Consider the following 14985-nt stretch of genomic DNA (forward strand, 5'->3'; position numbering starts at 1 on the left):
CGGGCCTAGGGCTTTCTGAACTTCAGGGAGGACTGATGCAGGTCCGACGCCCAGCCATCGATGACGCCTTTTACATCATTGGGCGTCATCGTTTGTGCGTCGTTTTCCAGGGGGTTGCCGGTGCCTTTGCGCACGACCTGGGCGACGACGTTGCCGTTGGCCCCATCGAGAAACTGTGCCTCGGTACCCAGGATCGTGTCCTGGTCGCGAATGCCGCTGCCAGCGCTGACCGCCGCCGCGACTAACGCGACAGGCACATACTCATAGGGCTTGAGCCCCTGGGTCTTGGTGCTGACCGCCGTGATCGCTGCCCGCACCACCAATACCCCGTTGCCTGGCCCTTGCGCCAGGGGCAATGACTTGCCGAGCTCGCGCTTGAGCGCCTGGTTGAAGTAGTCGTTGATGCCGCGCAAAGTGCTTTCGGGGATTTTCGTCGTGGCGTGGGGCTTGGGGTAGAACTGGGTGGGTTCGATATACACCGCGTTGTAGCGACTCACATCCAGCTTGGGGTCGACCCAGCGCATCACTTCGGCCCCCGAGGGCGACTTGGCCTCCTTAAGGCGACTGTAGTCGGAAAGGAACCCCGAATATTCATCCGGTTGTGTAACTTTGCTGGCACAGCCCACCATCCCGATCGAAGCGATGCAGAGCGTGCTGATCATTCGCCTTAGCTTCATGCTTGAACTCCTTGGCAACCATCATCAGAACGTTGAGCTGTAGGTATAGCCAATCACGGAAAAATCGCGCGCTTAGCCGCGTTCGCGGGGAATCAGGCTCTGTAACTGCGCCGCGAGGAAGTTGGCGTCGAAGCCGAAGGTGTCCGGGTCTTTCAGGCCGTTGGTCTTCTTCCAGAGCCAGTCGTTCTTATCCGCGGGCAATACCAGCGAGACACTGCCATGCCGCGCGGCGGTAAGGCCCATGACCGACACGCAGATCAACCCGCCGGCGCCCATGACCTCAGGCACGAACTCGACGTTTTTGCCGGTGATCTGCACCGTGAGTTTTTCCGTGTTGAAAGGCGATGTCTCCACCGGCATGCTCGGGCCGCTGGCCACGTAGGCTTCGCGATGAACCTCCAGCAAGCCATGGGTCTTGACCGGTTCCAGCCACTGCTCGATCTGCTGGAACAACTCGCCGAGCTTTTGCGCCCAGCGGGCTGATTGCACATCGAACTGCTGTTTTTTATGCGCTTCGCTATCGGCGTAATGACGAAGCATCTCGCCCAGTTGCTGTACATCGTCCATTGCGGACTTCCTTGGGTGAGCCCATTTGCGAAACCCGATCATGGCAGATGCGGCGCCTGGCCGTACGATTAACGCCCGTCAGCCTATCGCCTGCGAAACAACGGCCGTGGCTCGATGGCGCTGCGGCCATACAGCACGCTCATCCCCGCCAGGCCCTTGAGGGCATCCTCGGCGGACTTGTCGGCGCGCAGCGCAAACGCATCGAACCCGCATTGACGCATATGGCTGAGTTGGTCGCGCAATACATCGCCAATTGCGCGCAACTCACCTCGCCAGCCCAGTCGCGTGCGCAACAGATAGGCTTGGCTGTAGGCACGTCCATCGCGAAAGCTGGGGAAGTCCAGGGCGATCAGCGGCAAGGTGGCGAGCCAGGGTTGCAGGTGCTCGACCTCATCATCCGGCCCCAACCACACGCCCTGCCCCGCCTCATAGGCTGCCAGCGGCAGGATCAACGGGCCAGGCGCTCGCACCTCGTCGCGCACCAATACCCAGGGGTCATCCTCGACGATCCGCGCCACACCCTGTTCCAGCCTCAATAGGTTGATCATGCCGGCTGCCCCGCGTAGACCCGTTCCTTGAACGGCTCCAGGCCAATGCGCTGCAGCGTGTCGACAAAACGCTCCTCGCTTTCGCGGTAGCGCACGAAGGTGCTGATGACTCGCTCGATCACATCGGGAATTTCGGCGGCGCTGAACGATGGCCCGATCACTTTGCCCAAGGCGCTGTGCTTGCCCTGGGCGCCACCGAGGGTGATCTGGTACCACTCGCTGCCATTCTTGTCGACGCCAAGAATGCCGATATTGCCGATGTGGTGATGGCCGCAGGCATTGATGCAGCCGGAAATATTCAAGCTGATATCACCCAGGTCATGCAGGTAGTCCAGGTTATCGAAACGCTGCTGGATCGCCTGGGCGATGGGGATCGACTTGGCGTTGGCCAAGGCGCAGAAATCGCCGCCCGGGCAGGCAATGATATCGGTCAACAAGCCGATATTGGCCGCACCCAGGTCGTGTTCGCAGGCCAGTGTCCACAGGGCATGCAGCTGTTCCTTGGGCACGTCCGGCAGCACGATGTTCTGCTCATGGGCGATGCGTATTTCCCCAAAGCCGAAACGCTCTGACCACTGCGCCACGGCATCCATTTGCCGGGCGGTCACATCGCCCGGCGGCGCGCTGATTCCCGGCTTGGTGGAAAGCACCACGCTGGTGTAGCCCGGTACTTTATGTGGCATCACATTACGGCTGACCCAGCGTGCAAAGTGCGGGTTGTCCGCCAGGGCGGTGCCATAAGCCAGGCTGGTGTCGGCCAGGTGCGCATAGGCCGGTGGGACGAAGGCCGACGCCACACGGGTATATTCGGCGTCGGTCAACTGCGCCGGGCCGTCACGCAAGTACTGCCACTCTTCTTCCACCTCGCGGGAAAACGCTTCGATCCCCAGGGCCTTGACCAGGATCTTGATGCGCGCCTTGTATTTGTTATCCCGCCGACCGTGGCGGTTGTACACGCGCAATATCGCCTCGACATAGGACAACAGGTGCTGCCACGGCAACCCCTCGCGAATCATCAGCCCCAGGATTGGCGTGCGCCCCAGCCCACCGCCCACCATCACGCGCAACAGCATGTCGCCCTGGCGGTCACGGTAAAGGTACAGGCCGATGTCATGCATCATGATCGCGGCGCGGTCTTCGTCGGCCGAGCAGATGGCGATCTTGAACTTGCGGGGCAGGAACAGGAACTCCGGGTTGATGGTCGACCACTGCCGCAGGATCTCCGCCAGCGGGCGCGGGTCCAGAATCTCATCGGCGGCGACCCCGGCAAAGGCTTCCGTGGTGATATTGCGCACGCAGTTACCGGAGGTCTGGATCGCATGCATGTCGACCTGGGCCAGGCGTTCGAGGATGTCGGGCACCTGGTGCAGTTCGATCCAGTTGAATTGCAGGTTCTGCCGCGTAGTGAAATGGCCGTAGCCACGGTCGTAATCCCGTGCAATGCCAGCCAGCGTGCGCAATTGCCCGGCACTCAAGGTGCCGTAGGGGATTGCCACACGCAGCATGTAGGCATGCTTTTGCAGGTACAGGCCGTTTTGCAGGCGCAGAGGCAGGAACTCCTCCTCGCTCAGGTCGCCGGCGATAAAGCGTTCCACCTGGTCACGAAATTGCGCCACGCGCTCGAACACCAACGCCCGGTCGTATGCGTCGTATTGGTACATATCACTGCCTCATCAGGGTGGGCCGCATCCACGGTGCGGCTTCTATGGCACGACTATGCACCTGCGGCGCAGCGCGTTATAGATTCACATCCAGCGATAAAAAGCGGATCAGATGGCCTTAGAGCAGCGTTTTCAGGCTGGATAAACTGATCCGCAGTAATGAGGTTTTTCTGAGTCTGTTTTGTTTTGCCCACGCTTCCTACAGTGCCGCCACTTGGAACCGTGGGAGGACTGAGCATGACTACAGCAGCAACCGGACAGGCCTATAACTATAAAGTCGTCCGCCAATTCGTGATCGCCACCCTCGTGTGGGGCGTGGTGGGCATGGCCATGGGCGTCTGGATCGCCTCGCAACTGGTCTGGCCCGAGATGAACCTTGACCTGCCCTGGACCACCTTTGGTCGCCTGCGACCGCTGCACACCAGCCTGGTGATCTTCGGTTTTGCCGGCAGTGCGCAATTTGCCGCCAGTTACTACGCGGTACAACGCACCTGCCAGGTTCGGCTGTTTTCCGACACGCTGGCCGCATTCACCTTCTGGGGCTGGCAGTCAGTGATCGTGATCATGCTGGTCAGCCTGCCACTGGGCTACACCACCACCAAGGAATACGCCGAGATCGAGTTCTCCGGCGCGGTGTGGATGACCGTGGTGTGGGTGGCCTATGCCATTGTGTTTTTCACCACCGTAGTGCGGCGCAAGACCGCGCATATCTACGTGGGCAACTGGTTCTTCGGCGCGTTTATCCTAGTGATCGCGATGCTGCACGTGGTCAATCACCTGGCGATCCCGGTGGACTGGTTCAAGTCCTATCCGGTCTACGCCGGGGCCACCGACGCGATGGTGCAATGGTGGTACGGACATAACGCCGTAGGCTTTTTCCTCACTACCGGTTTTCTCGGGATGATGTACTACTTCGTGCCCAAACAAGTCGGGCGTCCGGTGTATTCCTATCGCCTGTCCATCGTGCACTTCTGGGCGCTGATCACCCTGTATATCTGGGCCGGCCCACACCACCTGCACTACACCGCACTGCCGGACTGGGCACAGTCGCTGGGCATGGCGATGTCATTGATCCTGCTGGCGCCAAGCTGGGGTGGCATGATCAACGGCATGATGACCTTGTCCGGCGCCTGGCATAAGTTACGCACCGACCCGATCCTGCGCTTTTTGGTGTTGTCGCTTGCGTTCTACGGCATGTCGACCTTCGAGGGCCCGATGATGGCGATCAAGACGGTCAACGCGCTCTCCCACTACACCGACTGGACCATCGGCCACGTCCACGCCGGAGCCTTGGGCTGGGTGGCGATGATTACCTTTGGCGCGCTCTACCACATGATCCCCAAGGTATTCGGGCGTGAACAAATGCACAGCGTGCCCCTGATCAACCTGCACTTCTGGTTGGCGACCATCGGCACGGTGTTGTACATCGCCTCGATGTGGGTCAACGGCATCACCCAGGGCTTGATGTGGCGGGCGGTGAACGATGACGGCACGCTCACCTACTCGTTTGTCGAAGCCTTGCAGGCCAGCCACCCCGGCTTTGTGGTGCGTTTTGCCGGCGGCCTGTTCTTTCTCAGCGGCATGCTGCTGATGGCCTACAACACCTGGCGCACGGTGCGGGTCGCCGACTTGCATGTGGCCCAGCTCGATGCGCGGATCGCTTGATATGTGGAGTTTCCTCATACTGATATGCCTGTATGGCGCGGTGGAGTACTGCCTGCGCGGGCAGACCAACGAGAGCCTGGATGAGGCCAGTCTGATTCCCTTTGCCGACGACCCGGAAGTGGCACGGCGGGTGGAGCTGGCCACTGGAAAGCCGGTCCACGCGGTGGCACCGGAAACCGCCCGGCCGGGCTGGATCAACCTGGACATGTGAAACTGCTCCGGTCATTTGCTCGGCAACTGCGTATGACTATTCGGCGACCGATGAGTAAGGTGGGGCGACATTCCTTGTCAGGAGCATCGCATGCGCACCATCGGCCTTATCGGCGGCATGAGCTGGGAGTCCAGCGCCGAGTACTACCGCATCATCAACCAGCACGTGCGCGACCAGCTCGGCCCGCTGCGCTCGGCGCAATTGTTGATGTACAGCGTGGACTTCGGCCCGGTGGAACAGGCCCAGCATGCCGGGCGTTGGGACGACGCCGCGCTGATCCTGGAAGATGCCGCGCGCCGCTTGCAGGCCGGGGGAGCCGAGTGCGTAGTGCTGTGTACCAATACCATGCACCTGGTGGCGCCGCGTATTGAGGCGGCGGTGTCGATCCCATTCCTGCATATCGCCGATGCCGCCAGTGCGGCGGCCGTCGAAGCGGGCACCTTGACGGTCGGCTTGCTCGGCACGGCGTTCACCATGGAGCAGGACTTTCTCAAATCACGCCTGGCCGCCCAGGGCTTGACCGTGCTGGTGCCCGAGGCGCATGAACGCCAGGCGGTACACCGGATCATCTATGAGGAGTTGTGTGTGGGGGTGATCAGCGAGGCGTCCCGCCAGGTATACCAGCGGGTGATCGAGTCCCTGGGCGCGCGCGGCGCCCAGGCCATCATCCTCGGGTGTACGGAAATCAGCCTGCTGATCAAGCCGGAACACAGCGACCTGCCGCTGCTGGACACCACCGAGCTGCATGCGCAGGCTGCGGTGGCGTTTGCCTTGCAGGATTAAGCCGACCGACGCAGGCGCGCCATGCTCAGGGTGTCGACGAACACACCATCACGCAGGGCGTAATCGCGCAGCCGCCCTTCGACTTCGAAGCCGAACTTGCGATACAGGTTATGCGCGGCTTCGTTGTCGGCATACACCGTGAGTTCGACACGGTGCAAGTTCATCCAGTTGTCGGCCACGTCCAGCGCAGCGGCCAACAACCGCGAGCCCACCCCCTTGCCTTGCCAAGCCGTGGCCACGCCCATGCCGAACGATCCCACATGGGCCTGGCGTACGCGCAGGTACTGTTCCAGGCCAAGCTGGCCAATCACTTCCCCCCCATGCAGCGCCACCAGTTGGAGCCGCCGCTCGTTGTCCATCACCAGGCGTTTGCGCCAGGTTTCAGCGGACTGAAAAGGCATTTGCAGCACCTGACGGCATACGGCCGGCTCGTTGTAGAGCGCGGCGACGCCTTCAAGGTGAGCTTCGGTAAAGCGCTGGATCACGATATGGGGTTCAGGCGGGTGCATTGTGTTTCATCCTTTGAAAAACAAGTGGCCGCCCAGTGTAGGGGTGGCTCTATCGGCGGTGCAACGCCGCCAACCGCCACACCCGCGCAATATCCGCCGACCTCTCCCGCAACAAGCGCAGTGTCTCACTGCACGCCTGCTCCAGGCTCATCGGCCCGGAGGGCAAAGCAAAAGCAGCCGCCACCCCATGGGCGTACATCTGCTCGTAGCCCTCGCCCAGGGTGCCGGCGATCACGATGACGGGGACGTTGTGCCGGCGAGCGATACGCGCCACACCAAACGGGGTTTTGCCCCGCAGGGTCTGGGCGTCGAAGCGGCCTTCGCCGGTGATCACCAGGTCGGCGCCGCGTACGGCTTCGTCGAGGCCCACCAGTTCGGCCACCACCTCCACACCGGCGCGGAACTGTGCGCCCAGAAAGGCCTTGGCGGCGAAGCCCAGGCCACCGGCGGCACCGCTGCCGGGCTCGTCGCGCACGTCCCTGGGCAGGACCTGGGCGCAATGGTCGGCAAAGTGGCCAAGGGCGGCGTCCAGCTGTTGGACGTGCTCGGGGTTGGCACCTTTCTGCGGGCCGAAAATCGCCGAGGCGCCGTGGGGACCGCATAACGGATTGTTCACGTCGGCGGCGATGTCGAAACGCACTTGGGCCAGGCGCGGGTCCAGTTGCTCGAGGCTGATACGTGCCAGTTGGCCCAACGCCAGGCCACCCGGTGCCAGGGCCTGATCTTCGGCGTCGAACAGTTGCACACCAAGGGCCTGCATGGCCCCCGCGCCGCCGTCGTTGGTCGCGCTGCCACCAATCGCCAGGATGATGCGTTGGGCGCCAGCATCCAGGGCCGCGCGGATCAGTTCGCCGGTGCCATAGGTGGTGGTCCGGCATGCATCGCGCTGGCCTGGCGGCACCCGTTGCAGGCCACTGGCCTCGGCCATTTCGATGATGGCGGTGTGGCTGTCGGCCAACCAGCCCCAACGCGCGTCAACCGTCGCGCCGAGCGGGCCGCGTACGCGCTGGTGACGCAGCTCGCCATTGCACGCCGCAAGCACCGAATCCACCGTACCTTCACCGCCATCCGCCATCGGGCACTGGATCAACTGTGCATCCGGCCAGACCTGGGCCAAGCCTTCGGCAATGGCCTGGGCGACGCCGTCGGCACTCAGGCTGTCCTTGAACGAGTCGGGGGCGATGATGATTTTCATGGGCTTTCTCCGGTTTTTATGACGCCCATGCTGCCAGTTGGCTCCGGGAATAACGCCGGTCCGATGCACAAGTGCGGGTGGGGTTTGTTGTTCATTCGGACAAAGGCTGGGGCAATAGCTGCACGCCAAGGTACAGCGCGAGCATGCCATCGAGGGTCAGCGGGTCGACGCCGCTCAGCTCGGCGATGCGTTCCATGCGGTAGCGCAGGCTGTTACGGTGGATACCCAAGGCATCGGCGCAAGCCTGGCTTTGCCCATCGTGATCGCACCAGCTGCGCAACGTGGCCAGGAGTTGGCCGTTGCTGTCTTTGGCCAGCACTTTGCGCAAGGGGTTGAGCAGTTCGTCCAGCGCATCGTCGTTGCGATGGCGCCACAGCATCACCGGCAGACGGTAACGGTTGAGGGTCAACAGGCGCGACTGGGGCAAGATATCGCGCCCATAGGCCAACAAATCGCCGACCCTGCGGTAGCATCGACGCAATCCCGCCAGCCCATCGGCCTGCCCGCCAACGGCGACGCGCAGGATGTTCCAGCCCAGGCCCTGAAGCTTCTCCAGCAGGCGGAGGTTGTCCACCGGCACGGCTGCCGGTCGGCACCACAGCAGGGAAAACTGCGCCGAGCTCACACACCAGCTGTCCGGGTAGCGCGATGTCAGCCAGGCACTCAAGGCCTCCGCCGATTGCCCCACCCCCAATTCGAACAGGTAAGGCGTGCGTGCCATCTGCGGTTTGAGCCCCAGTTGTTGGGCTTCGTCCACCAGGCGGGGAGAGTCGCCGCTGTCAGCCAGCAACAAGGCGAGCAGATCGTCGCAGCGCTGGCGCCGCCATTGTTGTTCAACCTGCTGGTGACGTTGGCTGACCAACATTTCGGCGGTCATGCGCACCAGCTCGGCATAGGTGCGCAGCCCTTCCGGCTCGCCGGTGATGCCCAGCACGCCGATCAGACGTTGGTCATGCATCAACGGCAGGTTGATACCGGGCTGTACGCCTTTGAGGTGCTTGGCAGTCTGCCCATCGATTTCGACCACGCGGCCATTGGCCAATACCAGTTGCGCCCCTTCGTGGCGGGTGTTGATGCGTTCGGGCTCACCGCTGCCGAGGATCAGGCCCTGGCTGTCCATGACGTTGACGTTGTGGGGCAGGATCGCCATGGTGCGGTCGACGATATCCTGCGCCAAGTCATGATCCAGCTCGAACATGGGGCCATCTCCTGGAAAGAAGTCGTTGAAAGGGAGGGTTGTTCATCGGCACAGCGCAAACGATGCTTCACTGTGCGCGAGCACAAAGACAGCACCCCGCCAGGTGGCCGAGACTCGTTGGGCGATCAACGTTACCTGCGCATCGCGAAAAATCATAATAAAGAGAGATCCCCATGTCACAGAGCGCCGCTGCCACACTGGCCACCGATGACGATAAAAACGCCATCTACAAGCGCATCACCCTGCGCCTGATTCCCTTCATCTTCATCTGCTATCTGTTCAACTACCTCGACCGGGTAAACGTTGGCTTTGCCAAGTTGCAGATGCTCGATGCCTTGAAGTTCAGCGAAACCGTCTACGGCCTTGGCGCCGGGATTTTCTTTATCGGCTACGTGCTGTGCGGCGTGCCGAGCAACCTGGCGTTGACCAGGTTCGGCCCACGACGCTGGATTGCATTGATGATGATCGTCTGGGGCACGCTGTCGACCTGCCTGTTGTTTGTCACCACGCCGACGCACTTCTATACCTTGCGCCTGTTTACCGGTGCCGCAGAAGCGGGCTTCTTTCCCGGCGTGGTGTTGTACCTCTCGCAGTGGTTCCCGACGTTCCGCCGTGGTCGCATCATGGCCTTGTTCATGTCGGCGATCCCGGTCTCCGGCTTGCTCGGCAGCCCGTTCTCCGGCTGGATTCTCAACCACTTCGCTGCCGGCCAAGGCGGCCTCGCGGGCTGGCAGTGGATGTTCCTGCTGCAAGGCATCCCGACCGTGATCCTCGGCGCCCTCGCCTACTTCCTGCTCAGTGACAGCTTCGCCAACGCCAAGTGGCTCAAACCCCATGAGCGCGCGGTGCTGGAGGCCGACCAAGCGACGGACTTGGCGAACAAGCCGAAAACCACCACGGACTCCCTGGGAGAAGTGTTCAAGAATCCGGCGATCTGGGCTTTCGGTCTGATCTACTTCTGCATCCAGAGCGGCGTGTACGCGATCAACTTCTGGCTGCCGTCGATCATCAAGAACCTGGGGTTCAGCGATAACCTGGTGATTGGCTGGCTCAGCGCGATTCCCTATCTGCTGGCCGCGGTATTCATGTTGCTGGTGGGCCGCTCCGCCGACCTGCGCAAGGAACGGCGCTGGCACTTGGTGGTGCCGATGCTGATGGGCGCAATCGGCCTGGTCATCGCGGTGAATTTCGCCACCACGCCGGCCATTGCGATTCTTGGCCTGACCATCGCGACCATGGGCGCCCTCACCGGCCTGCCGATGTTCTGGCCGGTACCGACCGCCATGCTCAGCGCAGGCGCAGCAGCCGGTGGCTTGGCGCTGATCAACTCCATGGGCCAGATGGCCGGCTTCCTCAGCCCGTATATCGTCGGCTTTGTGAAGGATGCCACCGGGTCGACGGATATGGCGCTGTACTTGCTGGCGGCGGTGATTGTCGCGGGCAGTGTGTTGGCGTTACGCATGACGCGGACCTTGAAGGCCTGACGCCGTTTATGTAGGAGCAAGCTTGCTCGCGAAAAACGTCAACGATAACGCGTGTTTCCTGAATCAACGCGGTGCCAGTGAGTTTTTCGCGAGCAAGCTCGCTCCTACAGAAGGCGAGGTACGCTTAACTGGGAGACCCGTTTGCCGGGCGATAGCGCTACAGCAGACCGCCGCCGTCGATATCGATCACGGCACCGGTCATAAAGCCATTCTCCATGGCCAGCACATACCCGGCCGCCACCTCCTCCGCTTGCCCCACGCGCCCTACCGGCAACGCGCCGCCCGCCTTGGCAAACATCGCCAGCCGTTGTTCTTCAGCCAGCCCGGCATATGCCGGTGTGTCGATCACGCCTGGGCTGATCACATTGACCCGACGCGGTGCCAGCTCCTTGGCCAGTTGCTTGCCCAATGCTTCAGTGGCGGCGTTGATGCCGGTCTTGATGAACTGCCCCGGTGCCAATTTTCTCCCCAACTGGCCAGAGGTCAGGCTGATGCTGCCGCGCTCATGCATAAAAGGCAGGGCCAACTGGATGGCGCGCAGTGAACCCCAGAGCTTCACGTTGAAATTGTCCTGGGCTTCGTCCAGGTCCGTTTCGACCAGGGGTTTGGCCCGTACCGAAGGGCCCGAGGTATAGACCAGGTGGTCAAAGCGCCCCACGCGTTCGAACAGTTGCTGGAGGGAGTTGGCGTCGGTCACGTCCACCGGTTCGCTGCGCACGCCGTTATCGACGCCGGAGGACAGGCGTCGGCCAGCCAACACCACCTGCGCACCACGTGCGGTCGCCGCCTTGGCCACGGCGGCACCGATACCGCTGCTGCCGCCGATCACGATCACGGTTTGACCGCTGAGGGAGGATGTCATGGGGAAATGTCCTGGGTTAGAAAGTGAGCGTTCATCTTCCCAGCTTGGCAATCGACGAAAAATCCCGGTAAAACGACAGGATCTTTAAAGGATTTTTATAAATGAGCTCGATTCTCGACCTGGAAGTCTTTGTTCGCACCGCCGACACCGGCAGCCTGTCTGCCGCCGCACGCAGCCTGGGGCTGAGCCCGGCCGCCGCCAGCATCGCCCTCAAGCGCCTGGAAACCCGCCTGGGCAGTCGCCTGCTGGCCCGCTCCACACGCAGCATGCGCCTGACCGAAGAGGGTCGGCGTTACCTCGACAGCGTGCGCGAGGCGCTGGCGACGCTGGCCGAGGGTGAGCAAGCGCTCAGGCAGCAAAGCCATGGCTTGACCGGGTTGTTGCAGTTGGCGGCGCCGTCGGATTTCGGGCGCAACGTGGTGCTGGGCTGGCTGGATGCGTTCAAGCTCGAGCACCCCAACATCCGTTTGCAATTGATGCTCAACGACAGCAATGCCGACCTGTTCCGCGAAACCGTCGACATCGCCCTGCGTTTCGGTGTCCCCCGGGACTCCAGCCTGGTGGCGCTGCCGGTGGTGCCCGATCATCGACGCATCCCCTGCGCCAGCCCCGACTACCTGGCGCGCCATGGCACGCCGCGCACCCCGACGGAGCTGGCGCAACACAACACGCTGCGCTACATGCGCCAGGGGCGCGCCAACAACACCTGGTACTTTCGCCAAGGCGCCGTGCTCCAGGAAGTCGAGGTGACGGGCGATTACCTGAGCGATGACGGTGAAATCGTGCGGCGCTGGGCATTGGCCGGCCATGGCATCGCCTATAAGGCCAACCTGGATATCGCCCGCGACCTCAAGGCCGGACGCCTGGTGCAACTGCTGCCGGACTGGCAGGGCGAACCGACGCCGTTCAACCTGATGTGCCCCCACCGCCTGCAAGTGTCGGAGCGGGTGAAGGTGTTGCACCGTTTTTTACAGGTGCGCTGCCAGGCCTTGCTGAACGAATGAAGAAACGCGCGCAGGGCTTGTTCCAGAGCCTGCGAGTCTGGTATTGCATAACGTACATTTGCGCGTTTCGAGGAGCTTTCCATGATTTACCGCACACTGGGCCAGTCCGGCTTGAAGGTCAGCGCGCTGACCCTGGGCACTATGATGTTTGGCGAACAGACCAGCACCGAGGACTCGCTGCGCATCATCGACAAGGCCTGGGACCAGGGCATCAACTTTATCGACACGGCCGACGTCTACACCGGCGGGCGCTCCGAAGAAATCGTCGGTGAGGCCATCGTGCGTCATCGCGAGGACTGGGTGGTGGCCTCGAAAGTCGGCATCGGCCCCGTCGACGGCGTGCCCAACCGCAGCGGTTTGAACCGCAAGCGGATTTTCAACGCGCTGGAAGCCAGCCTGAGGCGCCTGGACACGGATTACCTGGACATCTACTACCTGCACCGCGAAGACCACGGCACGCCGCTGGAGGTGACCGTGTCGGCGATCGGCGACCTGATTCGCCAAGGCAAGATCCGCTATTGGGGCCTGTCCAACTACCGGGGCTGGCGCATTGCCGAGGTGATCCGCGTGGCCGAGCGCCTGGGTGTCGACAAGCCGATCATCAGCCAACCGCTGTACAACATCGTCAATCGCCAGGCCGAGGTCGAACAGCTCACCGCCGCCGCCGCGTACGGCCTGGGCGTGGTGCCTTACAGCCCATTGGCCCGGGGCGTGCTCAGCGGCAAGTATGCGCCCGACGTCACCCCTGAACCGGGCAGCCGCGCCGCGCGCCAGGACAAACGCATCCTGGAAACCGAATGGCGCGTAGAGTCACTGCGAATTGCCCAGCAGATCCAGCACTACACCCAAGGGCGCGGTGTGGGGATGGTCGAATTTGCGATTGCCTGGGTGCTGAACAACTCGGCAGTGAGTTCGGCGATCGTCGGGCCTCGTACCGAAGCCCAGTGGGACGCCTACACCGGAGCGCTGGATGTGCACATCAGCGCTGAGGATGAAGCGTTCATTGACTCACTGGTGACACCGGGGCATTCGTCGACGCCGGGGTTCAATGACGTGGGCCACTTCGTCTCCGGGCGAATCGCGCGACCTTGAGCCGGCGGCCATCGGTTGGATGTGCGCCGCTGGCTCAGTCCAGCGGCACATCCAGGCTGACCTTGACCCGGTCCATCACCACGATGCTGCGGAACCACTTGATATTGCGGTTCTCGTAGAACAACTGCCGGGCCAGGGTCTCGTATGCCTTCATGGTCTCCACCACGATCACCAGCATGAAATCCGCATCGCCAGTGACGTAATAGCACTGCTGCACCTGGGGAATCGACATCTGCGCCTTGAGTACATCAAGGTCTTCGATGTGCGTGCGTTCGGCGTGCACCTCCACCAGGATCGTGATCGGCTTGCCCAGCGCCTCCTGGTTGACCACCGCCGTATTAGCCGTGATCACCCCGCTCTGCTGCATGCGTTTGATTCGCCGCTGCACGGCAGCCGTCGACAAGTTGACCTGCTCGCCAATCACCCGCAGGGCGGTGGTGTTGTCATGTTGCAGGTGCTTGAGAATCGCCACATCGAATGCGTCGAGGGGTGGCTGCGGGGGGATGGACATCCGTACGAATCCTGGGCGTGAGAAAATTTCCCATAAGATGCCCCAAAACAGAGCAAACGTCTCAGCTCAAAAGCAATATATTCCCAGCCTGAAATCCCCCCTCTTTTTTAGCTATCGGTTTTCGCGAGGACAGCGTGTCTAAAGGTGTTGTGTTATCGGTATCGGCGTCGGTGTTATTTGCCGTGATGTATTACTTCACGTCATTGCTCACGCCATTGAGCGGCCTGGAGATTTTTGGCTGGCGCATGTTGCTGACCGTGCCGTGCATGACGGTGTTCATGCTGGTCACTGGCGAATGGCGACGGGTGTGGGAACTGTTGCGCAGGTTGGCGGCCCAGCCACGGCTGATTGCCGGGGTGGTGGTGTCCTCGGCTTTGCTCGGGGTGCAACTGTGGCTGTTTATGTGGGCGCCGCTCAACGGGCGCAGCCTGGATGTGTCGGTGGGGTACTTCCTGCTGCCGCTGACCATGGTGCTGACCGGGCGCCTGGTGTATGGCGAACGCCTTTCGCGCCTGCAACAGATTGCCGTGGTCTTCGCCGCCCTGGGGGTGCTGAACGAGTTGTATCAGGCGGGCGGTTTTTCCTGGGCCACGCTGGTGGTGATCATCGGCTACCCGGTGTATTTCGTGGTGCGCAAATACCTGGCAACCGACCACTTGGGCGGGTTGTGGCTGGACATGGCGTTGATGCTGCCGGTGGCCTGGTGGTTCGTGCAAAGCGGCGAACAAGGCTTCGCGGTGCTGGATGCCTATCCGAAGCTGTACGCACTGATCCCGATGCTGGGCTTGATCAGCGCTTCGGCGCTGGTGAGCTATATCATTGCCAGCCGCTTGCTGGCGTTCAGCCTGTTCGGCCTGCTCAGCTATGTGGAGCCGGTGTTGCTGCTCGGCGTGGCGTTACTGCTGGGTGAAGGGATCAAGGCCGGGCAATGGCTGACGTACATTCCGATCTGGCTGGCGGTGATGGTGCTGGTATATGAAGGCTTCAAGCACCTGGTGCGCCAGCGAAAAGCCTGACG

Annotated in this window: 16 protein-coding genes; 7 read left to right on the forward strand and 9 right to left on the reverse strand. The window is 62.0% G+C overall.

Features of this window, described 5'->3' with window-relative positions; translation table 11 throughout:
• Positions 1–5: 5 nt before the first annotated feature.
• From QU606_RS19775 to QU606_RS19790, 4 genes are all read right to left on the reverse strand, one after another.
• Positions 6–677, reverse strand: coding sequence for a DUF3313 domain-containing protein (locus QU606_RS19775; RefSeq protein WP_304997385.1), 672 nt, complete (start codon positions 675–677; stop codon positions 6–8).
• A gap of 72 nt (positions 678–749) precedes the next feature.
• Positions 750–1244, reverse strand: a complete 495-nt coding sequence (locus QU606_RS19780; protein WP_024075375.1) for a hypothetical protein — start codon at positions 1242–1244, stop codon at positions 750–752.
• 83 nt (positions 1245–1327) lie between these two features.
• Positions 1328–1792, reverse strand: coding sequence for a DUF934 domain-containing protein (locus QU606_RS19785; RefSeq protein WP_102623389.1), 465 nt, complete (start codon positions 1790–1792; stop codon positions 1328–1330).
• A complete protein-coding gene (locus tag QU606_RS19790; protein ID WP_150055673.1) occupies positions 1789–3453 on the reverse strand; it encodes a nitrite/sulfite reductase in 1665 nt (554 codons plus the stop codon). The genes QU606_RS19785 and QU606_RS19790 overlap by 4 nt, the downstream gene beginning before the upstream one ends.
• Before the next feature lie 237 nt (positions 3454–3690).
• Between QU606_RS19790 and ccoN the strand changes: the two genes are divergently transcribed.
• The 3 genes from ccoN (at position 3691) to QU606_RS19805 (ending at position 6112) form a co-directional block, all read left to right on the forward strand.
• A complete protein-coding gene (gene ccoN, locus QU606_RS19795; RefSeq protein ID WP_193689353.1) occupies positions 3691–5118 on the forward strand; it encodes a cytochrome-c oxidase, cbb3-type subunit I in 1428 nt (475 codons plus the stop codon).
• Between the two features lies 1 nt (position 5119).
• Positions 5120–5329 carry a hypothetical protein gene (locus QU606_RS19800; RefSeq protein WP_024075371.1) on the forward strand — a complete coding sequence of 70 codons (210 nt, stop codon included), beginning with the start codon at positions 5120–5122 and terminating at the stop codon, positions 5327–5329.
• 90 nt (positions 5330–5419) lie between these two features.
• Positions 5420–6112 (forward strand): aspartate/glutamate racemase family protein, encoded by a 693-nt coding sequence (locus QU606_RS19805; protein WP_069076026.1) that lies wholly within the window; start codon positions 5420–5422, stop codon positions 6110–6112.
• Here the strand turns inward: QU606_RS19805 and QU606_RS19810 are convergent.
• From QU606_RS19810 to QU606_RS19820, 3 genes are all read right to left on the reverse strand, one after another.
• Positions 6109–6621, reverse strand: coding sequence for a GNAT family N-acetyltransferase (locus tag QU606_RS19810; RefSeq protein ID WP_069076027.1), 513 nt, complete (start codon positions 6619–6621; stop codon positions 6109–6111). The genes QU606_RS19805 and QU606_RS19810 overlap by 4 nt on opposite strands.
• A 49-nt stretch (positions 6622–6670) precedes the next feature.
• Positions 6671–7816 (reverse strand): glycerate kinase, encoded by a 1146-nt coding sequence (locus QU606_RS19815; RefSeq protein WP_304997386.1) that lies wholly within the window; start codon positions 7814–7816, stop codon positions 6671–6673.
• A gap of 91 nt (positions 7817–7907) precedes the next feature.
• Positions 7908–9014, reverse strand: a complete 1107-nt coding sequence (locus QU606_RS19820) for a sugar diacid recognition domain-containing protein (protein WP_024075367.1) — start codon at positions 9012–9014, stop codon at positions 7908–7910.
• Positions 9015–9187: 173 nt separating this feature from the next.
• On the opposite strand from QU606_RS19820, the gene QU606_RS19825 reads away from it, so the two are divergent.
• Positions 9188–10498 carry an MFS transporter gene (locus QU606_RS19825; RefSeq protein ID WP_024075366.1) on the forward strand — a complete coding sequence of 437 codons (1311 nt, stop codon included), beginning with the start codon at positions 9188–9190 and terminating at the stop codon, positions 10496–10498.
• Positions 10499–10655: 157 nt separating this feature from the next.
• Here the strand turns inward: QU606_RS19825 and QU606_RS19830 are convergent, their stop codons facing one another.
• Positions 10656–11360: an SDR family oxidoreductase gene (locus QU606_RS19830; RefSeq protein ID WP_069076028.1), complete on the reverse strand. Its 705-nt coding sequence runs from the start codon at positions 11358–11360 to the stop codon at positions 10656–10658.
• A 101-nt stretch (positions 11361–11461) separates the two neighbouring features.
• On the opposite strand from QU606_RS19830, the gene QU606_RS19835 reads away from it, so the two are divergent.
• On the forward strand, positions 11462–12364 hold the full coding sequence (locus QU606_RS19835) for a LysR family transcriptional regulator (protein ID WP_024075364.1): 903 nt from the start codon (positions 11462–11464) through the stop codon (positions 12362–12364).
• A gap of 81 nt (positions 12365–12445) precedes the next feature.
• The gene (locus QU606_RS19840; protein ID WP_024075363.1) at positions 12446–13456 is read left to right on the forward strand and encodes an aldo/keto reductase; all 1011 of its coding nucleotides are present in this window, start codon (positions 12446–12448) and stop codon (positions 13454–13456) included.
• Positions 13457–13490: 34 nt separating this feature from the next.
• Here QU606_RS19840 and QU606_RS19845 read toward each other — a convergent pair whose 3' ends face one another.
• Positions 13491–13967, reverse strand: coding sequence for an Lrp/AsnC family transcriptional regulator (locus QU606_RS19845; protein WP_024075362.1), 477 nt, complete (start codon positions 13965–13967; stop codon positions 13491–13493).
• 134 nt (positions 13968–14101) lie between these two features.
• On the opposite strand from QU606_RS19845, the gene rarD reads away from it, so the two are divergent.
• On the forward strand, positions 14102–14983 hold the full coding sequence (rarD, locus tag QU606_RS19850) for an EamA family transporter RarD (protein ID WP_102623395.1): 882 nt from the start codon (positions 14102–14104) through the stop codon (positions 14981–14983).
• The last annotated feature ends 2 nt before the right edge of the window (positions 14984–14985 follow it).

It is taken from the genome of Pseudomonas sp. OVF7, assembly GCF_030644265.1.
In the GTDB taxonomy this organism is placed as follows: domain Bacteria; phylum Pseudomonadota; class Gammaproteobacteria; order Pseudomonadales; family Pseudomonadaceae; genus Aquipseudomonas; species Aquipseudomonas gorinensis.